Origin of the sequence: Brevibacterium aurantiacum, assembly GCF_900169065.1 — a bacterium.
Taxonomy (GTDB): Bacteria; Actinomycetota; Actinomycetes; order Actinomycetales; family Brevibacteriaceae; genus Brevibacterium; species Brevibacterium aurantiacum.
In genome coordinates, this window is sequence record NZ_FXZB01000019.1 from 61382 (window position 1) to 83061 (window position 21680).

Sequence of the window (21680 nt, forward strand, 5' to 3'; positions counted from 1 at the left end):
CGCTCAGTATCAAGGTTGCTGAATAATGGCACATGCCGCAGATTCCGCCCCGTAGAGAGATTGATAGATGAGCACTTTAGTGATTGTGGGAGCAGGACCAGGGCTCGGCCTCAGCCTTGCTGAGAAGTTCGGCAAGAAGGACTTCAATGTGGCTTTGATCGCCAGGAACCAAGATCGTCTCGACACTCTCCAGGCTTCGTTGACTGACATGAATATCAAGAGCGCGGGCTTTTCTGCTGACGTGACGAACGAACAGCAGATCGCGGATGCGTTCACTCAGGTGCGGGAGACATTCGGCCAGATCGATGTGCTCGTCTACAACGCCGGGGTGATCGCGCCGGTATCTGCCGCGGAGACAACGGCCGATATCGCGAACCAGCACATGCAGGTGAATATCATCGGCGGAATCTCCAGCGCGCAGCAGGTGATTCCCGAGATGATCGAACGGAAGCAGGGAACCATCTTCTTCACCGGTGGTGGAGCTTCAGAGCTGACGGTGACCCCCATCCTGACCACTTTGAGCATCGGCAAGTCCGGACTGCGCAGTTACGCTCATTGCCTTCATGATGAGCTGCAGGATCAGGGCGTCTACGTGGGCATGCTGTCGATTGCCGGAGTGATTGAGGAAGGCACCTATTTCTCAGCCGACAACATCGCGGACGAATACCTTGATATGTACGAGAAGCAGGATGTCGCAGAGCGCTTCTACGTCGATGAATCGGAGGATTCAGACGCAGTCCTCAAAGACACGTACACCAGTGAGGGCCAAGCTTGAGCACTCGGCTCTGCTTCGTCCCTAGCTTGTGACCGTGACCGCTAATAAAGTGGGTTCATGGCGCATCCGCAGACGTTCGATGACGACGACCCGCAGCTGGCCCGCCTGCGTAAGACCGCGCTGAGCCTTCCCGAGGCGCAGGAGAAGGTCTCGCATGGGCGGCCCGCGTTCTTCACGAAGAAGATCTTCGCGCACTTCGGAGGCACGCGGAAGCTCGTCACCGGTGGAATGGAGCAGCATCCGCAAGCCCTGCTCATCTTGCCCGATCCGATGGACGCCGAGGTGCTGATGGAGCGACCCGATGCCTTCGTTCCCATGTACCTGGGTCCCACCGGTTGGATCGGCTTGGAACTCGAGACCCTCGACGAGAATGACCTCAGTGATCTGCTCACCGATTCCTACCGAAATACCGCACCTGCCGGTGTCGTCCGCAAATTGTCCGCGAAGGACTGAAATGCCCGCGAAGGACTAGGCAACCCCTCGTCCGCCAGCTGGGTACTGTGACGCAGCCGGCGAGAGGCCGGATATTCTCGGACACATGAACAACCGCATCGTCATCACCACCGACTACCTCCGCCCGGGCGACACCGTCGACACGATGCTGCGAGATCGCGGCCTCGAACCGGTCTACTCGCCGGCGGGCGGAACTCGCACGGACGAAGAGAAGCTGGCTCTGTTCGAAGGAGCCGTCGGTGCAATCGCTGCGAGTGAACCGGTCGCGCGTGACATGCTCGCGACCTCCCCAATGCTGAAGGTCATCGCCCGGGCAGGGGTGGGCTATGACAACGTCGACATCGATGCGGCGGCCGAGCTCGGCATCCGCGTGTGCAACACACCAGGGGTCAACCACCACGCCGTCGCCGAGCTGGCGCTCGCACTCATGCTCGCCTGCGCTCGCCGACTCAACACCGTGCTGGCTGGAGTGGACGACGGCGGATGGCCACGCGAGGCCGGAACCGAACTGCGGGGCAAGAGTCTCGGCGTCATCGGATACGGACCCAGCGGCAAAGCGATCGCTGCCCTCGGTGTTGCGCTGGGAATGCGAGTCCTCGTCTCCACAGCCCACCCCGACTCCGAGCAGTCATCGGGCATCGAATTCGCCGATTTCGACACGACAATCAAAGCCGCCGACTACCTGTCTCTCCACAGCAGAGCGGGCAAGGGTGACCCGATCATCGACGCCGCGAGCCTCTCTGCGATGAAGAACTCGGCGATCCTCATCAACACTGCACGCGGCTCCCTCGTCGACGAAGCTGCTCTCGTCGAAGCGCTCAAGACAGGCGAGATCGCCGGCGCCGGACTCGACGTTCTGCAACGCGAACCCATGGTCGAGGACAACCCGCTGCGAACGATGAGCAACGTCGTCATCACCTCCCACCTCGCCGGGCAGACGCTGGAGGCACGCGAACGCGCCGGGGTCGCGGCGGCTCAAGCCATCATCGATATCCTCGACGGAAAAACTCCACAGGGCACAGCCGTCTGACTAAGCTCTGGCCGGAACCACCTCGGCGGTCATAGGGTTGGGGCATGTCCCCTTCAGAGCACAGCTCAGCGATTCCGACCCTCGAACTCAACGACGGGGCCAGCATCCCGCAGAGCGGCCTCGGCACCTACGCCATGCACGACGCAGAGGGCGTCGGAGCGATCATCGCCGGCATCGACAACGGCTATCGACTCCTCGATACCGCGGTCAACTATAAGAATGAGCGCGAAGTCGGCCAGGCCGTCATCGACTCCAAGGTGGGCCGGGACGAACTCTTCATCACCAGCAAGGTCCCGGGCCGTCACCACGGCTTCGACGAAACGATCGCCAGCACCGAGGAATCCCTGGCCAGGCTCCAACTCGAGCGCCTCGACCTCCACCTCATCCACTGGCCCAACCCGAGCGTCGGCAAGTACGTCGACACCTGGCGCGGCCTCATCGAACTGCGCGAACGCGGACTGGTGACCTCGATCGGAGTCTCGAACTTCACCGAGGCGATGCTCCAGGAACTCATCGACGAAACCGGCGTGACCCCGGCGGTCAACCAGATCGAACTCCACCCCTACTTCCCGCAGAGCAAGCTCATCGAATTCCACAGATCGATCGGCGTCCAGACCGAATCCTGGTCACCGCTGTACCGCGACCAGGGTCTGTTCGACGAAGCCCCCATCGCCGAGGCTGCGGCTGCCCACGGAGTTCAGCCGGCTCAGGTGGTCCTGCGCTGGCACCTCGAGGTCGGCAGCCTGCCGATCCCGAAGTCGGCGAATCCTGAGAGGCAGCGGCTCAACGCCGATATCTTCGGCTTCAGCCTCACCTCCGCCGAGGTGGATGCCATCTCCGGTCTTGAGCGCGGTCGGATGAAGGGCCGGGACCCCCTGACCCACGAAGAGATGTGACCGGTGCTGCCGCTAGTGCGACTGTGCCGCTGAGAACACTTCGTTGAGTCCCATTCGGCTCGGGGTCGGTAGTGACCTGGCGGTCGGGGAATCCTGTGTCTCGAATGACTGGAGCAGGTAGGCGATGAGTCGTCGCGAGAGGTCGCGTGCATGCTCGGGTGGAGCCTCGCTGACGCCGCCGTTGGCGAGGAAGATCAGCATGAGGTCGCTGGGGTCGAAGTCGGGTCGGAGTTTGCCTGACTTCTGAGCACGTTCCACCAGGTCTGCGAAGACGGCTTCCGCATGCATGCGCTTCTCATCGATTCCTTGGCCCTCAGCAAATGCCGAGAGGAACGCCTCGGTGAACCCACGGTCCTCGATTTGCATCCGGCCGAGAGCTTCGACGAACGAGCAGAATCCGCGCCACGGGTCAGGGTCGGCCGCAGCCTTGGCGAAGACCGCTTCGCAATGAGTGAGTTGGGTGGCGAACACCTCGGTGATCAGGGACCGGCGGTCAGGGAAGCGTCGGAACAGGGTTGCCGCGCCCACTCCTGCTCGGCGGGCAATCGCCGTCATGGGCACATCGATACCGCGTTCGGCGAAGAGCTCCCGCGCCACCGTGAGAATGCGCGCCCTGTTGTCCGCGGCATCCGCACGCAGCTTCTGCGCGGGCACTTGAGTTTCGATCTGAGTCGTCTCGGCCATTTCTTCTCTCACTTCCGGAAAAACGGAATGCGGCGATGGGATCACTGCTTAATCTACATGTAAGTGGAAACCACCTTCCATATATTGTGGAGAGTTGACGAGCGCCGAACGGCGCAGAGAAGAGACGCAGACATGAAGATTCTGATGTTCGGCCGCGGAGTCATTTCGACACTGTACGGATGGGCCCTGGAGAAGGCAGGGAACGAGGTCGACTTCTATGTCCGCCCCGGACGTGCCGCCGACTTCGGCTCCTCGGTCGACGTGGACATCAGGGACGGCCGTGCCTCTAGTAAAGGGAAGCCGGTTCAGGAGAATTGGCCCATCACGCTGCGAGAGGACCTCGAACCGGACCACGACTACGACCTCATCATCGTCAGCGTCAACCACGACCAGCTGGACAGCGCAGTCGACTTCCTCCAACCCCGAGTTGGCGGGGCCACAATCCTCATCTTCAACAACGTCTGGGCCGACCCTGCCGCTGCCATCTCGCGGCTGCCCCGTGAGCAGGTCACGTGGGGATTCCCTGGTGGCGGAGGTGGCTTTGACGTCAGCACCCTGCACGGTGGAATCGTCAGAAGCATCTTCCTCGGCGATATCGACGGGTCGAGCCGCACCGACCGGCACCGCGTCGTCCGTGAACTCTTCACGGACGCCGAATTCTCAATCTCCGACATCGCAGACTTCCGCAGCTGGCTCTGGTTCCACTTCATCCTCGACGCCGGAATCATGGTCGGATGGCTGCGGATGGGAAGCTTCGACGCACTCGTCCGATCGCGCCCCGCACTGAAAGAAGTCGTCCGTCTCATCCGAGAGATGATCCCCGTCCTCACAGCGAAAGGCGGGACCTCACGGTTCGGCGCAGCAGCAGCAAGATTCATCCCCGCCAGCGTCATCGGTTTCGCTATGCAGAAGCTGCTGACCGGCGACAACCTGTTCACTTTCATCATGACCCAGGCCCAGAACACCGGACACAACAACTACAAGGCGCAGGCAGATTACCCTCGCGATGTCCTCGCCGACGCCCGTCGCCTCGGAGTCGCGGTTCCTCGACTGGAAGCCAACGAGCCGGCGTTCCGGTGATTTCCAGCAAATCCGCCATCGCCGAGGTGAGCCCGCCGATTGTGTGAGAATGTTCCCTGTGAGCTCGGAGCCGGAGGACCTGCATGCGCCGCAGTACCAGCGTGGCCTGAGGCACCAGCGTTCTCTGCGGGGAATCGCGGCCGCTGTCTTCGCCACGTTCGTGGCACTGGCCTCCCACATGATCGGCGGCGGCGCGCTGCCTTCAACCATGGGCGTCGTGGTGCCCTTGGTACTGTCGATGCTGGTCTGCGTTCTGCTCGCCGGTCGCAGACTTTCCTTGCCCAGACTGTCCCTGTCTGTGCTGGTCAGCCAGTCGCTCTTCCACCTGCTCTTCTCAGTCTTGGCTCCGATGACTGGGAGCCACAGTCCTGCGAACGCACTTGAGCGACATGCGATGCACCACTCGGGCCCGGAGACTATGCCCGGCTCCATTTCGCACACCATGTCCGGATCCGGCTCCGCGTCAGACGCCGGAGCCAGCATGCATACGCACGCGTCACCGGGAATGCTGCTGGCGCACCTGATCGCCGCCGTGCTTACTATCGCCATGATCTACTGGTCGGAAGCGCTGCCGGCGAAGATCGGCAGTTTCCTCCGACTCGTCATCCACGCGCTCCTGCCCACTGCGGTTCGACCGATGCCGGTTCCGAACGGACCGAAGCCCCACCTCGGCGTCGTCGAACTTCTCCCTCTCCACCTTGGCGTTCTCCGCTCTCCTGTCCTCACCAGAGGACCACCCGTGGAAGCTTTCTGACCCCACCATCTTTGACCTCAGCGTCCGCGGGAATCCGCTGGCGCGCGCTCGCCTGACCAAATTTCAGGTCCGCCGAGCGCTCTTCACAGAAAGCTTCACCATGACCACACCTTTGTCATCCCTGCCCGAAAATCGGCAGGGCCATCCGCGACCGCGCGGCACCAGTTGGCTCGGCCAACTCCTGCGCCGGCTCCACTTCTATGCCGGCATCTTCGTCGGTCCCTTCATCCTCATCGCCGCACTCAGCGGCGCCCTGTACGCGATCAGCCCGCAGATCGAAAAAGTCGTCTACGCGGATGAACTGACCACCTCGGCGACGGGCCTCGCCCTGCCGCTGGCCGACCAGGTCACGGCCGCCACGACCTACACCGGGGGAGCGGAGAGCATCAGCGCGGTGCGCCCGGCACCGAAACCCGGCGCCACGACCCGGGTGATGTTCGATGACCCGAACCTGGGCGAGAGCGAATCCCGGGCGATCTTCATCGACCCCACCACCGCCGAGGTGAAGGGGGACCTGACCGTGTACGGAACCTCGGGATCCCTGCCCTTGCGAACCTGGGTCGATCAGCTGCACGGCAGCCTCCACCTCGGCAATTTCGGGCGGTACTACAGCGAAATCGCCGCGTCTTGGCTGGGCATCATCGCGGTCGCCGGACTGTGCCTGTGGGTAATGCGCGCCCGGCGGGCAAGGAAGGCCACTGCGCTGCTGCGGCCGTCGATGAAGCACAAGGGGCTGCGCCGCACATTCTCCTGGCACGCCTCGGTGGGGGTGTGGGCCGCGATCGGGATGCTGTTCCTGTCAGCAACCGGCATCACCTGGTCCCAGCTAGGCGGAGACAATGTGACGAAGCTGCGAGCGGCACTGGATTGGTCGACGCCAGCGGTCTCGACGGAACTGGGTGGAGGCTCCGCCGAGTCCGGCGGTGGTTCGGCGGGGGAGTCGGACGTCGGCGGTCACGCTGGACATGAGGGGCACACCGGGCACGAAGGCCACGCGGGTCATGGTGGCACGGATGCGTCGGATACTTCCGGAGTCGATCCCGCGGACTTCGACATGACCCTGGCTATGGCACGCGACATCAACGTCAACACTGGCCTCGTTGAGATCCTGCCGCCGGCCGATGATGATTCGGCCTGGGTGGTCCAGGAGATCCAGCGCAGCTTCCCCACGGAGATCGATGCCCTGGCGATCGATGCCGAGACCATGGAGATCACCGATCGTGTCGACTTCTCCGACTACGGGTTTGCCTCGAAGCTGGCGCGGTGGGGCGTCGACCTGCACATGGGAACGATGTTCGGTCTGGCCAGCCAGATCGTGCTCGTCGGCCTAGCAATTGGGATCGCGTCGATGGTCGTGTGGGGCTATGTGATGTGGTGGCAGCGCCGACCGAAGCACGATCCGAGCCGGAACTTCGGCGTCACGCCTGTTCGTGGTGCGCTGGCCAACGCACATTGGTGGTCGGTGGCTGCGGTTGTGCTTTCGGCTGTGGCGATCGGGGTATTCCTGCCGATGGTGGGGATCAGTGTGCTGGGATTCCTTGTTGTTGATGGGGTGCTGGCTCTATGGGCGAGGGGGCGGCAGGCGAGGTAGTACACTCCTTGCCGGGAACACCACCCGGCAACTCCACGAGATTCTCCGCGATCCCGGCAAGATACCGCGTCCCGAGAGGCGTGAGCGAGAGGTCCTTCCGTTTCGCTCCCGTCCTCGGGGCGCTGGTATCGGCACTGGCCAGGAGCCCAGAATCCTGCAGCCGTTTGAGGGTCCTGTAAAGACCGCGCTCGGTCACGTGCCAGCCGGTGGCAGCGGTGACTTTCTCAGCAATGGCGGCGACTCCGATCGGCTGATGCTCGGCGACGATGGTCAGTGTGACCGGTGTGAGCATTGACTTCTTGTAGGTCTCGACCCAGCTGTCGACCTTATGGCTCAGCCACTCTTCGCTTTCAGTGAGCGGCTCTGTCGCGTCGTCATGCTGTGATGCCACCTCAGTCCTCCCAGCCGCGGCCGAGCACCGAACCGAGGAGGTGAATGAGCAGACCGATGCCCCAGACCGCGCTCATCACCAAGGTTGCTCCGAACCAGGAGGACCCGAGGAGTGAGTGCGCCACTGCTTGAACATCGTTGTCGCTGCCGGCGACGACTGCACGGACGACGGCGTGGGCGTTGAAGGATGTCGTCACTGCGACATAGGCGATGACATGGGCGATCACGAGTCCGAAGCGCACATGCAGCAGCTTCCGACGGTTGATCACGATCCATACCGCAATGCCGACGGCGACGACCGCGGTGAGGGCCCCAGCGAGGATTGTCACTGCACCGCCGGTCAGTGCGACGACGAACTGGATGATGATCATGGCGGCTATGAGCGTCAGGGCATAGGGCAGTAGGAGGGAACGGGCATTGGCTGTCTGTGGTGCCTGTGCTGTTGTGTCCATAATGGTACTGTACCAGTGGTTCAGTACCAAAGTGAAGAGCTGCGGAATAACTTCCGAGGTCGACTACTGGCGTACTCTGAGAACATGCCCCGCCACCTGCTCACGAGCACCCCTCCGGAGCCGCACCGGCCCGAATCCGAAATTCCCGTCGACTCGGCTCAGCCCACGAAGCAGCGCGGACCCATTCCCGCCCGCCGCTCTCTCATCGCACTCTTCGCCGTCCTTTTGGTCGCGTGGGTGGCCATCGCGGGAGTCGGTGGCCCCTACTTCGGCAAGATCTCCGAGGTCGCCACGAACGACCGGTCCTCCTTCCTGCCTGAATCGGCCGAGTCCACGAAGGCTCAGGCGCTCATCGACCAGTTCAGTGACCTCGACTATGTCCCGGCTATCGTCGTACTCGAAGACAAGGACGGGCTGAGCAAGGACAGTACGACTGAGCTCGAAGACCTGGCCGAGAGACTCGACGACGAAGGGCTGTTGGCAGCCGCCGCCTCGCCTGTCATCCCCTCCGCGGACGGTGAAGCGCTCGAGCTCATCCTCCCGGTCTCCACCGACACCACCGGCGATGACGTGGAGCAGATCCGCTCGATCATCGCCGGGACCTTCCCGATTGCCACCGCCGCCGATAGTCCCACCGGCGACGTCGACTCAGTGCCCACCTCGGCGGACGTGTATGTCACCGGTCCCGGTGGATTCTCTGCGGACCTGACCTCGGCGTTCGCGGGGATCGACGGCATTCTCCTGCTCGTCGCACTCATCGCGGTCTTCGTCATCCTCATCATCGTCTACCGTTCGCCTCTGCTGCCGGTCATCGTTCTGTTCACCTCGGTGGCGGCGCTCTCGGCCTCGATCTTCGTCATCTGGCACCTCGCGGATGCGGGAATCCTGCTCATCAACGGCCAAGTTCAGGGCATTCTGTTCATCCTGGTCGTCGGCGCCACCACTGACTACTCCCTCCTTGTGGTCGCCCGCTTCCGTGATGCGCTGCTGACCGAACGGGATCGAGTCAGAGCCGGACTGGCTGCGTTCAAGGGCGTCGTCGAGCCGATCGCGGCCTCTGGTGGGACCGTGATCGCCGGTCTTCTGGTTCTGCTGCTGACCGACCTGGCCTCGACTCGTGCGCTCGGCCCGGTGGCGGCGATCGGCATTCTGGTGGCGATGCTCGCGGCGCTGACATTCCTGCCCGCGGCTCTGATGGTCATCGGCCGGGCCGTGTTCTGGCCCTTCCGCCCGCAGGTGCGCACAACCAGCTCCGCACCAGCGAAGAAAGGTCTGTGGACTCGCATCGCCGAGGTGGTCGCTAAGCGTCCGCGCATAATCTGGATCGGTCTCGTCGTCCTCCTTGCCCTCCCGCTCATCGCGTTCCCCCAGTTCAAGGCCTCGGGCATCGCGCAGAGCGACTTCGTCCTCGGCGACTCCGAGGCCCGTGATGGCCAAGATGTGCTGTCCGAGCATTTCCCGGGCGGATCCGGCTCACCCACACAGATCGTGGTGGCGAAAGACCAGCTCGAGGATGCGGCGAAGGCGGTCGGCAGCCTCGGCGGGGTCGAATCGATGACCGTCGTCGCCGAAGAGTCACCCAGCGGGACGATCGCCATCGACGATGACGGGCAGCTGCAGGCACCGCAAGGTCAAGCACCGCAGGGCCAGGGCGCACCCGACTCGACCTCGACGCCTCCACCTTCACCCCCGGCACCTGCCGAGGTCGACGGTCAGGTTCTCCTCGAAGCGACACTGACCGACCCCGCGGACTCCCTGGCCGCAGAGTCCACGGTCACCGACATCCGCGACGCTGTCCACAAGGTCGACTCCGAGACCCTGGTGGGCGGGGAGACCGCGGTCGACCTGGACACGAACACCACCGCCGAGGCGGACCGGACCCTGGCGATTCCACTCATCCTCATCGTCATCACCATCGTCCTCATCCTCCTGCTGCGCTCTCTCGTGGCCCCGCTGCTGCTCGTGGCGCTGACGGTTCTCTCCTTCGGCACCGCTTTGGGTGTCTCCGCGCTGGTGTTCAACCACCTCATCGGCTTCCCCGGTGCCGATCCGTCGGTGCCGCTCTACGCATTCGTCTTCCTCGTCGCGTTGGGCATCGACTACAACATCTTCCTCATGTCCCGTGTCCGCGAGGAGTCGCTGCGCGTAGGCACCCGCAAGGGAGTACTGGAAGGGCTTGTGGCTACGGGCGGGGTCATCACCTCGGCGGGGATCGTGCTCGCCGCGACCTTCGCAGCGCTCGCCGTCATCCCGGTCATGTTCCTGTTCCAACTGGCGTTCATCGTCACCTTCGGCGTCCTCCTCGACGCGATCCTGGTGCGCTCGCTCGTCGTTCCAGCCCTCGTCCACGACATCGGACGAAACGTATGGTGGCCATGGCGGAAGCGGATCCCACTCGACTGATGATTGACCACTCGCGAATTGAGGCGGACAGAGCTCACGCCGCAACCGCGGAAAGCCGCGTGGAGGATTTGCCCGCAGACTGTCCGTGAGGAGAAGAGGAACCCGAAATGGCAAGCACGGAGAGCAAGGCCGACGTAGTCCGCTCGCTGAGCGCAGATCTCGCCGAAGAGCAGCAATCGCTTCGCCGAGTGCTCGCCAGCATCACAGAAGCCGAATGGTCGCGCCCCACCCCGGCGAAGAACTGGACGATCCAGGACCAGATCGCCCATCTCGCCCACTTCGACTTCGTCACCCGCCTGGCAATTTCCCAACCGGAGCGGTTCATCGACGTCCGGGGTACGATGACGGACCTCCAGACATACGTCGACCACATCGGGCCGGCGAACCTCGCGCGGACCAGCGAGGACATGCGCAGATGGTGGGCGCAGGAATCAGAGAAGCTTCACGAAGCGATCTCTGCGGCAGACCCGAATGTTCGAGTGCCATGGTTCGGACCGGCGATGAGCCTGCCGTCGAAGATCACGGCGCGGATCATGGAGACCTGGGCCCACGGCCAGGATGTTCGAGACGCACTCGAAGTCATCGCAGAGCCGTCACCACGCCTTCCCCACGTCGCACGCATCGGTGCGCTGACATTTCCGAACAGCTTCACGGCGCGAGGCCTGGACGTTCCGGATCAACCCGTCCGGGTCGTGCTCGACACCCCAGACGGGCACGAATGGACAGCAGGGCCGGAGGACGCCGAGGATGTGGTGTCCGGTCCGATCGAAGACTTCTGCGTCGTCGTCACCCAGCGGCGGCACATCGCTGACACGTCCCTGCAAACCGTCGGTGCGACGGCAGCACAGTGGATGGAGATCGCGCAGGCATTCGCCGGTCCAGCGGGCGAGGGGCGCAGACCGGGACAGTTTGCCAGGCGTGATCCACTACCGGCTGAGGATTGCGACCAAGCCAGGCCGTGACCGCCTTTGGCGGAGCCGAACTCTCACGGTTCATGCCACCCAGCCCCCACTGGATTTCCCCGCACAATGTGGAAGACTGACGGTGTCTGAGCTGGGACGCACCGCCTCGGCGGGTGTCTGATCGTGAATGCGAAAGTGGGACCGCCATGAGCAATGTGGAGACGAAACCCGACGAGGTCGTGTGCAAGACCGGCGGACTGCCCGGGCCCGACTGCGCGCAGGAGGGCCGAGCCCCGGTTGAGATCCTCACCGCACGCGACGTCCCACTGGGCGGACCACGTGCCATGGGCGTGCGCCGGACCCTGCCGCAGCGCCAACGCTCCCTCATCGGACCCTGGTGCTTCGTCGACCACTACGGCCCCGACGACGTCTCGACCTCCGGCGGTATGGACGTCGCCCCGCACCCGCACACCGGCCTGCAGACCGTGAGCTGGCTCTTCGAAGGCGCCATCGAACACATCGACTCCGGCGGCAACCAAGGTATGGTCCTGCCCGGCGAGGTCAACCTCATGACGTCTGGTCGCGGCATCTGCCACTCCGAGGTCTCGACCGAGGACACCACAGCCCTGCACGGCGTCCAACTCTGGTTGGCGCTGCCCGATTCGGTGCGCAATCGAGAGGGCAGGGACTTCGAGCACTTCGCTCCCGAGGTCACGCCCTTCGACGGCGGCGAGATGCTCGTCTTCCTCGGCGAGCTGTGGGGAACGCGCTCGCCCGTTGCCACCTATTCCCCGCTCATGGGCGCCGAGGTGCGCCTGCGTCCCGGTGCCACCATCGACCTGCCGATCAACGCGGAGTTCGAATACGGGGTCCTCGTCGACTCCGGCGACATCACCGTCGAAGACGTCGAACTGCCGACGAATGCCCTCGGCTACACCGGTGTGGGCCTGTCCGTAGTGCGCATCAGCAACCGGGCCGAGACCGACGCCCGCCTCGTCATCATCGGCGGTGAACCCTTCAACGAAGAGATCCTCATGTGGTGGAACTTCATCGGCCGCACCCACGAGGAGATCGCCCAGTACCGCGAAGAATGGCAGGCCGAGGGCGATCGTTTCGGCGCCGTCGAGGGCTATGTCGGCAAGGGAGGCCCCGGTGAGAACGCCGATGGCCTGTCCAGGCTGCCCGCGCCGAGGTTGCCCGACGTTCGCATCAAAGCGCGCAAGAATCCGCCCCCGCACGTCCAATCCTGACCCAGCACCCACCCGAACAAGGAGACGAAATAATGAGCGAAGCGCTGACTGACAAAACCGGCGAGACCGTCACCGTCGAACTCGACGAGGCCCGCGGTGCCTACGTCATCCGGGACGCCGCCGGTACGGATGCCGGCCGCGCCTTCTTCCTCACCGCCCCCGACGGGGAACGGATCTTCCACCACACCGAGGTCGACGAGGCATTCGGTGGACGCGGACTCTCGAAGGTGCTGGTGGCACAGTCGCTCAAAGCCAGCCGTGAGCAGGGCGTGACAGTGGTGCCGGTGTGCCCACTGTTCGTACGGAAACTGAGTGAAGCCGGCGATGAATACCTTGCCCAAGGCGGAAAGTTCCGTCGGGCCACCGGCGCAGACATCGATTTCGTCAAGCGGGAGGCCTGAGAGTTGTCCGGAGTCAACGTCAATCGTCCCTACATCGACAAGGTCCACCCCGAGGTCTACAAGGCCATGATCCAAGCCGCGGCAGCGTCCCGGAAGGTCGCACGTGCGGAGGGTCTCAGCGATGGGCTTCTCGAACTGGTCAATGTGCGGGTCTCCCAGATCAACGGCTGCCGCACCTGCCTGAGCATCCACGCCCCGGCAGCCCGGAAGGCAGGTGTCGAGGAGCTCAAACTTGACCTGTTGCCGACCTGGCGTGAGGCTGAGGTCTTCGACGGTCAGGAACGTGCCGCACTGCTCTTGGCCGAAACGCTGACGGTCATCGACAAGGCGGCCGATCGCAATGAGATCGCCATCGAAGCCGGCGAGTACCTCTCCGCCGAACAGATCTCGGCCGTCGAATGGACGGTGACGCTGATCAACGCCTTCAACCGAATTTCGATCGCCAGCAACCACCCGGTCGCCCGCCCTCGCAACGCGGACAGCTGAGCACAGAGCACTGAACGCGGCGGTCATCTAGGTGGCCGCCGCGTTTCTCATCGAAAGGACCACGCTGTGAGCAACCGAGTCGATTTCCGCTCCGATACCGTCACCACACCCAGTGCCGGAATGCGCAGGGCCATGGCCGACGCCGAGGTGGGCGACGCCGTCTACGACGAAGATCCGACGACCAATCGGCTCGAGTCGATGGCTGCCGAAATTCTGGGCAAAGAGGCAGGCCTCTTCTTCCCCTCGGCAACGCAGGCCAACCTCGCCGGGATCATGGCACACTGCGGGCGCGGTGACGAATACATCGTCGGCCAGACAGCACACGCCTACCGCGACGAAGGTGGGGGAGCGGCAGTGCTGGGATCGGTCCAACCGCAGCCGTTGCCCAACGAGCCCGATGGGATCATCGATCTCGATGCGATCACCTCGGCGATCAAACCCGATGATTTCCACAATCCGATCACCCGGCTGCTGACGCTGGAGAACACCTTCAACGGGCTGCCGCTGCCTGCCGACTACATCGAGGGTGCGACAGAGCTGGCGCGCAGCCACGGTCTGGCGACGCACCTCGACGGGGCACGGGTCATGAACGCAGCCGTTGCCACCGGCGCTGATCCTTCGGCGATCGCTGACCGGTTCGACTCGGTCTCGCTGTGCCTGTCGAAGGGCCTCGGCGCCCCTGTGGGTGCGCTGCTCGTCGGGTCGAAGGAACTGGTCGGGCGGGCCAAGCGCATCCGCAAGACTCTGGGCGGGGGCATGCGCCAGACTGGAGTCCTCGCCGCGGCCGGCATCTTTGCGCTCGAGCGCAATGTGGACCGCATGCGTGAAGACCACGACCGGGCGAAACGACTGGCTGAGATCTTCGCGGACTTCCCCGAGCTGGGGGCAGGCGAGGCACGCACGAACATGGTCTTCCTGTCCCCGGACGGCGTCGATATGGACGCCTTCTCCACTTTCTTCGCCGACCGTGACATCATCACCGGCAGTGCACACGGGAAGCTGCGCTGGGTCACGCACCTGGATATTGACGACGAGGCGATTGAGCGTGTCCGGCGGGCGTGCAAGGAGTTCTTCGGGCGCTGATCTCAGCGGTCAGAGCGCGGGCGCTTCAGCCTGTCTGCGGACCGTCATAGACGCGACGGCTGAACACGATGACCAGTGTCAGGGTGAGCGCTACGATGCCGGAGATCGCGAACAGCAGCGTCCAGCGATTGTCCTCGCCTAGGGATCCGCCGATTGCAGTGCCCAGTGCGCTGCCGGCGAAGAGGAATCCGGCGAAGAGTGACACCACGGTTCCGCGTGCCTGCGGCAGGACCCCGGTGGCCCAGGTCTGCAGCGAGGAATGCTGGAAGGACCAGGTCGTTCCCAGCAGAAGCGCTGCGATGATGACTGTCAGCGTCGACAGATGGATGGTGAGGAGCCCGAAGGCGATCACTGTGGCGGTACCGCCGATGGCGATGAGCCGCGGCATGCTCAGACGGTGGCTGAGGGCCTTGACCATGCGGGTGGTGATGATGACGCCGACCCCGTAAGCAGCGGTGGCAAGGCCGGCGATGGCCGCGCCGATGCCCTGTGACTGCAGGGCCGGTGCGAGCAGTGTCAGCACGCCGAGGACCACAGCACCTTCGACGAAAGCCAAGGTGATGACGATGAGAACCCACCGATGAGTAATCGCGGCTCGGATGGTCGCGAGGACTCCGCCCTGTTCTTCCCGTGGTGGTTCCGGCAGTCGGCGAAGTCCGAAGGCGCAGACGATAGCGAGGACAGCGGGGATGGCGAAGACGATTCGCCAGTCGGCGAAGTGCGCTAGTACTCCGGCCAACGCTGTGGCACTGGCGGTTCCGACGGCGATCGCTGCCATGAGATCGGTCAATGCGGGCTGCCGATGCGCCTCGGCGACTGTGTCCCCGACATAGGTCATCGAGGTGGGGACGACGGCTCCGTAGAATGCACCTGACAGGGCTCGGGCAATGACGAGGATCGTCAGATTCGGGGCAAAGGTCGCGACCATTCCCGCCACGGCTGCGGCAAGAAGTGTTGCCTTCATCAGCCGGACGCGCCCGAGGCGGTCGGAGAGCACTCCCCACACCGGCTGACTGATGCCGTACGCCAGGAAGTAGGCACTGGCGATCGTCAGCGCCTCGGCGAGAGTCGCACCGAGGTCGTGGGCGACGAGCACGACGAGGGGGCTGATGGCGAAACGATCGAAGCTGCTGACGAACGCCGCCACGGAGACGGGAAACGGGGGACGCGTCGGACCATGTGGAACAGCGGCAGCACTCACGATGGATCACTGTACTCCGGGCAGAGGAGGCCGTCGGGACTGCTCGCGTGGCGAGAAACAGCGCGAGAGCCTGCTGGTTACTGCAGGACTGCCAGCAGGTCGGCCTGGATCAGGGCACCGCGATCCAGTTGGGCCGCCATCACCTGACGAGCCGGCCGACTCTGAGGATCGGGGAACATTGCCTCCCATTCCTCGTTCAACGCAGCCCGATCACGGTAGTCGACGAGGTGGACGGTGAGTTTGAGGATGTCGTCGGTGCTGCCACCGGCCATGTCCATGACGCCGCGGACCTGGGTGAAGACATTGGCCACCTGAGCGGCCAGGTCGCTTGGCAGGTCCCCGGTCTCGGGATCTTTGCCGGTGAGCACGCCGGAGGCGAGGAACGGACCGATGCGGCTGGCGGCGGGTATCGGATTCTCGTGACTGATTCCAGGCGGATTGATGCTGACGCGTTGGGGCATTCCGTCGTTTTCTTTCCTGTTGTGCCGTCGGCCGTGATGGTTGCGGCAAAATACTGGATGGTCGGGCGAGGGATTCGGTTCAGTTGATGATCTCGGCAGTCTTGTCCTGGGCAAGCTTGGCGAGGTTGTCGCGCCAGGTCTGGAGTTCCTCTGGGGTCAGTCGCTTCCAATCGGTGACCTCACGAAGAATTCGCAAGGGTGCAGTGCTTCGGTAGGAGCGGGTGGGGTTTCCCGGGAACTTCTTGTCGGTGACGTTGGGGTCGTTCTCAAACTCCCCGGTCGGCTCAACCTCGTAGACATGAGGGGTCTCATTGAGGGCGACGAGCTCCGCGGCGAGTCCGGCGCCATCGGGCAGGGCAGTGAAATAGATGTGGTTCATGACGACCTCGGGGTGGTAGTTCGAATTGAACCCCGCTGTCAGGAGATCACCGGCCTCCAGCTGCGCCTTGGTGCCATGGAAGAACGGTCCATTGTCGAGTGCGTCAGTCATGGGTCGAATATACAGACGGAATCTGCCAACGGAGCCCAGGCCCAAACGATAGAATGAACTCAAGCAGGCATCTCCGACATTGCTGCAGGGTGGCTTCCCGGGTACTGAGACCAGACCGTGGGAATCTCACAAATCGGCCATACTCACCTGAGCGAACGACGTCCGTGCGAACGACGCCAGTGCCGTCGTCGACGAACACACGTGAAGGAGCCCCACCCCGCCTATGTCCGCCGAGATCACACCGCAGACGAAGGGCGCCACCACCTCGGCGCCGGCAACATTGACCGGACGACTGCGGCTGATTGGACCGGGCATCGTCCTGGCCCTGGCCAGCGTCGGAGCCTCGGACATGATCACGACGATGAATTCCGGGGCCGAGTACGGGCTCGCACTCATCTGGGTCTTCACCGTCGGCATCATCCTCAAGTTCGTGCTCTCCGAAGCGGTCTCCCGGCTCCAGATGAGCGGTGACCGCTCTCTGCTGTCGCACCTGACCTCATTCGGCGGTCGACTCTTTCCGACGTTGTTTCTCATCGCCGAACTGCTCGTCGGCCTCTTCTTCGGCGCCGGGGTCATCGCCGTGACGACGAACATTCTGCAGGCGCTCTTCCCCGTCCTGCCGTTCTGGCCGACCGCTGTCGTCGTCCTGCTCTCGGCTGCGATCCTCGTCGGCATCGGACGCTATGGGCTGGTGGAGAAGGCGATGATCGGGTTCGGCGTCATCATGTTCTTCGGCATCCTCGCCCTCGCGATCTCCGTGTTCCAAGGGCAGGAAGCGCAAGCCGTGGCCGTCGAGACCATCGCCCCGACCTTCCCGAACGGGTCGATCATCACCGTCATGTCACTCATCGGCGGCGTCGGCGGGGCCACTGGAATACTGGCCTACTCATTCTGGATCCGCGAGAAGTCCTGGCGCGACGCCGAATGGAAGCCCGTCGTGCGCATCGATCTCTTCATCAGCTACGCGCTGGTGTTCGTCTTCGCCGTGGGCATGAGTGCCGTTGGCGCCTTCATCCTCTATGGCCAGGGCTTCACCATCGCGGACAACGACTCGCTGTTCGCCATCGCCGACAGCCTGGTCTCACGCATCGGCGAAGTAGGACGAATCCTCTTCCTCATCAGCTTCCTCGCCGTCGTCTACACCAGCGTGCTCGGCGGATTCTCCGGCATCGCCTACGTCACTGCCGACTGCATACGGGTGCTGCGACGCTACCCGCACCAGGACAAGCTCGAACACGAGATGTCGGCGAAGTCCGTCGAATTCCGCGCAGCAATCGTCTACCTCTCCATCGCGACTCTGGTCATCATGGGCCTGGGCAAACCGGTCACCCTGGTCCTCATCTACGCCGCGATCAGCGCCTTCATCCTGCCCGTGCTCGCGATCGCGCTCCTCGTCATCCTCAACCGTTCATCGGTGCCGGCGGCGCTGCGGAACAAGGGGGTGTCGAATGTGCTGCTGACGATCTGCTTCCTGCTGTTCGGCTTCCTCGCCGTCCTCCAGGTCAAGGAGTCGGTGATGGGGCTACTGGGCTGAGGCGAGGCTGGGAAACCCAACCCGACAATTGGCGGGTGAAGGATCGGTAATCGCGTTGTCGTGGCGGTAGCGGCACCGAGTCGGAGTCTGCATACTTAGAGACATGACACGACGACGGTCACGATTCGACGCGGAACTTGCCGCGAGTCTGTCCGTCGTCGGTGGGGTCTTCCCGCCGACCATCACCCCGTCTCTCATCGATTTCATGCGCATCTCCTATGCGTCCGAGCCTCTCGCGGAGACTCTCAAGGGGCGCAGTGTCGAACATTCAGAACATCAGGTGATCGGACACCATGGCGAGGCGATCACCGTGTCGGTCTTCAGGCGCGCGGGTGACACGGGGCGCCGCCCCACGATCGTCTACGCCCATTCCGGTGGACTGATGTTCGGTGACCGCTTCAGCGCACTCGGACTCAACCTCGACTGGGTCGAGCGCATCGGGGCCATCCTCATCAGTCCCGAATACCGCCTCGCCCCCGAATTCCAGGATCCCTACGCCCGTGAGGACATGTACGCCAGCCTGGAGTGGACGGCTGAGAATGCCGAGCGTCTCGGGGTTGACCTCGACCGACTCATCGTCGCCGGCGCCAGTGCCGGTGGGGGACTGGCCGCAGGGATGGCGCTCGCCGCCCGCGACCGCGGGGGTCCGAAGCTGCGCGGTCAGCTGCTCATCTACCCGATGCTCGATGATCGCGGGATCACCGCCTCGACCAACCAATTCGACGGCATCGGTGTCTGGGACCGGGTGAGCAACGAGACCGGCTGGCAGGCGATGCTCGGCGATGACTATCGCACAGAAGCCGTCTTGCCCTACATCGCGCCCTCACGCGCCCACGATCTCTCCGACCTGCCGCCGGCCTACATTGACGTCGGTTCGGCAGAGATCTTCCGCGACGAAGCCGTTGCCTACGCCTCGGCGCTGTGGAACGACGGCAGTGAGGCGGAGCTGCACGTCTGGCCCGGAGGCTTCCACGCCTTCGACATCTTCGCCGCCCATACACACCTTGCGCAAGGAATGATCAGTACCCGAATGGCCTGGATCGAGAAGGTCCTGGCCGACTGACCGAAAGGCACAACCATGTCCCAGAACCGAGCTGTCAATGATGCCGTTGCTCGTGTGGCCTCAGAGAAGGTCGAGAGCGGCGGGGTCCCCGGCGTCGTCGCCGGAGTCACCACCGACAAGGAGACGATCAGTCTCACCTCCGCAGGAGTCCGCTCGCTTAACGATCCGCAGCCGATGACCACCGATTCGGTGTTCATGATCTTCTCCACGACTAAGGCGCTGACCGGCACGGTGGCTCTGCAGCTGGTGGAGTCGGGCGACCTCGACCTCGACGCACCGGCCCGCGAATATGCCCCCGGCCTGGCCGATGTGCAGGTCATCGAGGGCTTCGACGTCGATGGCTCCCCGATTCTGCGGGCTCCGGCAAGCGAACCGACGACCAAGCAGCTGCTGCTGCACACGGCGGGATTCGGCTACGACTTCTTCAACGAGAAGTATGAGCGCCTTGCCCGTGAGCAGGGCCAGCCGAGCATCGTCAGCAGCACCAAGCAGGCCCTGCAGACGCCGCTGCTCTTCGACCCAGGCACCCAATGGGAGTACGGATCGAACATGGACTGGGTCGGTCAGGTCATCGAAGGCATCACCGGAACCACCCTGGGTCAGGCGATGCAGACTCGGGTCCTCGACCCGCTGGGGATGAAGGACAGCAGCTTCCGGACATCGGCGTCGATGCGGCAGCGGCAGGCGACGATGCACCAGCGCACCGACGGTCAGCTGGCCGCCACCGACTTCATGCTGCCCGAGCCGGAGGTGGAGATGGGAGGTCACGGCCTCTTCTCGACCGTCGACGACTACCTCACGTTCATCAGGATGTGGCTCAATGACGGTCAGGCAGACGATGGCACCGTCGTTCTACGCCCCGAAACGGTGGACCTGGCCACCAAGAACCACCTCGGCGATCTCAAAGTGAAGATGCTGCCCGGTGTCATCCCGAGTCTGTCCAACGATGCGGAGTTCTTCCCCGGCATGCCGAAGTCGTGGGGGTACACGTTCATGATCAACGAGGAGGACGCGCCGACCGGGCGTCCGGCAGGAGCCGTAGCCTGGGCGGGACTTGCCAACCTCTTCTACTGGATCGATCGGGAGAACAACATCGGCGGCTACTGGGCGACGCAGATCTTCCCCTTCGCGGACCCGGCATCGGTCGGGGGCTACCTCGAGATGGAGACAGCGGTCTACGATGCTCTGAAGGGCTGATTCGCATCGCGGTGCGAATCGACTCCGCGATGAGACGAACACCCGCAAGGAGGCGATGACGTGCAGGAACTGTTGGGTCGCATAGCCAACCTGGACCCCCAGGCGAGTCTTGGCCTGCGCGTCATCGCCTGCTTCGACGAACTCATGGTCGGCGAGGTCAATTCCCGTGCCCTCGCCGCGGCCGCCGCGGCCCTTGCCGGCTGCCCGGCAGGGTTTCGCGACGGCGACAGGAGCAGACAGCTGCGCATCGATCCGTCAGGGAGCCCGGGCACGGGTGCCCGCCCCGCCGAGGTGAGCGCACTGGTCCTGCCGGATGCCTCCGAGGTCTGGCTCGAGAGAGAGGGGCAAGCCCTGCCGAACGACGACCTCATCCTCGAACGGTTCGGCCTGGCCATCGGGGTGAGGTTCGGATTCGAACGACAGCAGCTGGAGACTCCGCGGGACGTGGCGCTCGCATTGGACACCACCGCGCCCACCGAGGAGCGGGTTGCCGCGGCGGTTCGGCTCGGACTCGTGGCCGGACACGGGTACCGGGTGCTCGTCGCTCCGTTGTTTGCCGTCTTCGACAGACGTCCCGCCGGTCCCACCGATGTCGTCGCCAGCGAGTACGGCGCCCTGCAGGTCCTCATCGTCGCCGACCAAGCTGAGAACATCGCCGTGACACCGGCTGGCCTTGGCCCCGTCGGCTTGATCGGCGACCTGCCCCGTTCGCTGCGCGCCGCCGTGGTGGCACTGCGTCTCAGCCGTCCTCCCGAGGAGGGCCTCGTGCGTGCGGAGAACTTCGGCGGCCTCGTCGAACTGCTCGCCGAATCGCCCGACGCTGTCGACCCCGATGCCGCCCGCATCGACGAGATCATGGAAGCACCCTGGGCGGAGTCGACGGTGCGTGTTGTCCTCGAGGCACCGACGATCAGGCAGGCGGCCAGAGACCTCGGTCTCCATCACAGCACCGTGCAGGGCAGAGTCGAGCAGCTCGCTCGCTGCCTCGGCTACGACCCGCTCACCGGGTACAACAGAACCCGGTTGGGCATCAGCGTGCTCAGGTGGCGGCTGCGCAACTCCCACGTCCTCGAACTTCCCGGGCCTGTGGGCTGAAGGCTGGCA

At 64.0% G+C, this 21680-nt stretch carries 23 protein-coding genes; 17 read left to right on the forward strand and 6 right to left on the reverse strand.

Annotation, left to right across the window (positions count from 1 at the left end; translation table 11 throughout):
• Positions 1-67 precede the first annotated feature (67 nt).
• The 4 genes from BAUR9175_RS13765 to BAUR9175_RS13780 all read left to right on the forward strand — a co-directional run bounded on the left by BAUR9175_RS13765 (position 68) and on the right by BAUR9175_RS13780 (position 3154).
• Positions 68-775, forward strand: coding sequence for an SDR family NAD(P)-dependent oxidoreductase (locus BAUR9175_RS13765; RefSeq protein WP_029416699.1), 708 nt, complete (start codon positions 68-70; stop codon positions 773-775).
• A gap of 57 nt (positions 776-832) precedes the next feature.
• Entirely contained in the window at positions 833-1228 is a 396-nt protein-coding gene (locus BAUR9175_RS13770) for an MmcQ/YjbR family DNA-binding protein (RefSeq protein WP_101584063.1), read from the forward strand.
• Between the two features lie 85 nt (positions 1229-1313).
• Complete coding sequence (locus BAUR9175_RS13775; protein WP_101584065.1) at positions 1314-2258, forward strand: NAD(P)-dependent oxidoreductase; 945 nt, start codon at positions 1314-1316, stop codon at positions 2256-2258.
• A gap of 44 nt (positions 2259-2302) precedes the next feature.
• On the forward strand, positions 2303-3154 hold the full coding sequence (locus tag BAUR9175_RS13780) for an aldo/keto reductase (RefSeq protein WP_101584066.1): 852 nt from the start codon (positions 2303-2305) through the stop codon (positions 3152-3154).
• 12 nt (positions 3155-3166) lie between these two features.
• On the opposite strand, the gene BAUR9175_RS13785 is transcribed toward BAUR9175_RS13780, so the two are convergent.
• On the reverse strand, positions 3167-3838 hold the full coding sequence (locus tag BAUR9175_RS13785) for a TetR/AcrR family transcriptional regulator (RefSeq protein ID WP_101584068.1): 672 nt from the start codon (positions 3836-3838) through the stop codon (positions 3167-3169).
• 132 nt (positions 3839-3970) lie between these two features.
• Between BAUR9175_RS13785 and BAUR9175_RS13790 the strand changes: the two genes are divergently transcribed.
• The 3 genes from BAUR9175_RS13790 to BAUR9175_RS13800 all read left to right on the forward strand — a co-directional run bounded on the left by BAUR9175_RS13790 (position 3971) and on the right by BAUR9175_RS13800 (position 7263).
• Positions 3971-4918 (forward strand): ketopantoate reductase family protein, encoded by a 948-nt coding sequence (locus BAUR9175_RS13790; RefSeq protein WP_101584070.1) that lies wholly within the window; start codon positions 3971-3973, stop codon positions 4916-4918.
• A gap of 49 nt (positions 4919-4967) precedes the next feature.
• Positions 4968-5672: a hypothetical protein gene (locus BAUR9175_RS13795; protein ID WP_257944335.1), complete on the forward strand. Its 705-nt coding sequence runs from the start codon at positions 4968-4970 to the stop codon at positions 5670-5672.
• Between the two features lie 100 nt (positions 5673-5772).
• On the forward strand, positions 5773-7263 hold the full coding sequence (locus BAUR9175_RS13800) for a PepSY-associated TM helix domain-containing protein (protein WP_101584071.1): 1491 nt from the start codon (positions 5773-5775) through the stop codon (positions 7261-7263).
• On the opposite strand, the gene BAUR9175_RS13805 is transcribed toward BAUR9175_RS13800, so the two are convergent.
• The gene (locus BAUR9175_RS13805; protein ID WP_236850601.1) at positions 7193-7654 is read right to left on the reverse strand and encodes a PadR family transcriptional regulator; all 462 of its coding nucleotides are present in this window, start codon (positions 7652-7654) and stop codon (positions 7193-7195) included. The genes BAUR9175_RS13800 and BAUR9175_RS13805 overlap by 71 nt on opposite strands.
• Position 7655: 1 nt before the next feature.
• Positions 7656-8105: a hypothetical protein gene (locus BAUR9175_RS13810; protein ID WP_101584073.1), complete on the reverse strand. Its 450-nt coding sequence runs from the start codon at positions 8103-8105 to the stop codon at positions 7656-7658.
• Positions 8106-8189: 84 nt separating this feature from the next.
• Here BAUR9175_RS13810 and BAUR9175_RS13815 point away from each other — a divergent pair, with 84 nt between their 5' ends.
• The 6 genes from BAUR9175_RS13815 to ltaE all read left to right on the forward strand — a co-directional run bounded on the left by BAUR9175_RS13815 (position 8190) and on the right by ltaE (position 14630).
• Complete coding sequence (locus tag BAUR9175_RS13815; protein WP_101584077.1) at positions 8190-10508, forward strand: MMPL family transporter; 2319 nt, start codon at positions 8190-8192, stop codon at positions 10506-10508.
• 107 nt (positions 10509-10615) lie between these two features.
• Complete coding sequence (locus BAUR9175_RS13820) at positions 10616-11470, forward strand: TIGR03084 family metal-binding protein (protein WP_101584079.1); 855 nt, start codon at positions 10616-10618, stop codon at positions 11468-11470.
• 146 nt (positions 11471-11616) lie between these two features.
• A complete protein-coding gene (locus BAUR9175_RS13825) occupies positions 11617-12660 on the forward strand; it encodes a pirin family protein (protein ID WP_101584081.1) in 1044 nt (347 codons plus the stop codon).
• 32 nt (positions 12661-12692) lie between these two features.
• On the forward strand, positions 12693-13061 hold the full coding sequence (locus BAUR9175_RS13830) for a GNAT family N-acetyltransferase (protein ID WP_101584082.1): 369 nt from the start codon (positions 12693-12695) through the stop codon (positions 13059-13061).
• 3 nt (positions 13062-13064) lie between these two features.
• A complete protein-coding gene (locus BAUR9175_RS13835) occupies positions 13065-13547 on the forward strand; it encodes a carboxymuconolactone decarboxylase family protein (protein WP_096177633.1) in 483 nt (160 codons plus the stop codon).
• A gap of 66 nt (positions 13548-13613) precedes the next feature.
• Positions 13614-14630: a low-specificity L-threonine aldolase gene (gene ltaE, locus BAUR9175_RS13840; RefSeq protein WP_009882170.1), complete on the forward strand. Its 1017-nt coding sequence runs from the start codon at positions 13614-13616 to the stop codon at positions 14628-14630.
• Positions 14631-14655: 25 nt separating this feature from the next.
• Here ltaE and BAUR9175_RS13845 read toward each other — a convergent pair whose 3' ends face one another.
• From BAUR9175_RS13845 to arr, 3 genes are all read right to left on the reverse strand, one after another.
• Positions 14656-15831 (reverse strand): MFS transporter, encoded by a 1176-nt coding sequence (locus tag BAUR9175_RS13845; protein WP_257944336.1) that lies wholly within the window; start codon positions 15829-15831, stop codon positions 14656-14658.
• A 77-nt stretch (positions 15832-15908) separates the two neighbouring features.
• Positions 15909-16292 carry a RidA family protein gene (locus BAUR9175_RS13850; RefSeq protein WP_096157990.1) on the reverse strand — a complete coding sequence of 128 codons (384 nt, stop codon included), beginning with the start codon at positions 16290-16292 and terminating at the stop codon, positions 15909-15911.
• 79 nt (positions 16293-16371) lie between these two features.
• On the reverse strand, positions 16372-16782 hold the full coding sequence (arr, locus tag BAUR9175_RS13855) for an NAD(+)--rifampin ADP-ribosyltransferase (protein ID WP_092104702.1): 411 nt from the start codon (positions 16780-16782) through the stop codon (positions 16372-16374).
• A gap of 223 nt (positions 16783-17005) precedes the next feature.
• Here arr and BAUR9175_RS13860 point away from each other — a divergent pair, with 223 nt between their 5' ends.
• From BAUR9175_RS13860 to BAUR9175_RS13875, 4 genes are all read left to right on the forward strand, one after another.
• A complete protein-coding gene (locus BAUR9175_RS13860; protein ID WP_101584085.1) occupies positions 17006-18316 on the forward strand; it encodes an Nramp family divalent metal transporter in 1311 nt (436 codons plus the stop codon).
• Positions 18317-18419: 103 nt separating this feature from the next.
• The gene (locus BAUR9175_RS13865) at positions 18420-19379 is read left to right on the forward strand and encodes an alpha/beta hydrolase fold domain-containing protein (RefSeq protein ID WP_009882177.1); all 960 of its coding nucleotides are present in this window, start codon (positions 18420-18422) and stop codon (positions 19377-19379) included.
• A 15-nt stretch (positions 19380-19394) separates the two neighbouring features.
• Positions 19395-20576: a methyl acetate hydrolase AcmB gene (acmB, locus tag BAUR9175_RS13870; RefSeq protein ID WP_009882178.1), complete on the forward strand. Its 1182-nt coding sequence runs from the start codon at positions 19395-19397 to the stop codon at positions 20574-20576.
• Between the two features lie 60 nt (positions 20577-20636).
• A complete protein-coding gene (locus tag BAUR9175_RS13875) occupies positions 20637-21671 on the forward strand; it encodes a helix-turn-helix domain-containing protein (RefSeq protein ID WP_101584087.1) in 1035 nt (344 codons plus the stop codon).
• The last annotated feature ends 9 nt before the right edge of the window (positions 21672-21680 follow it).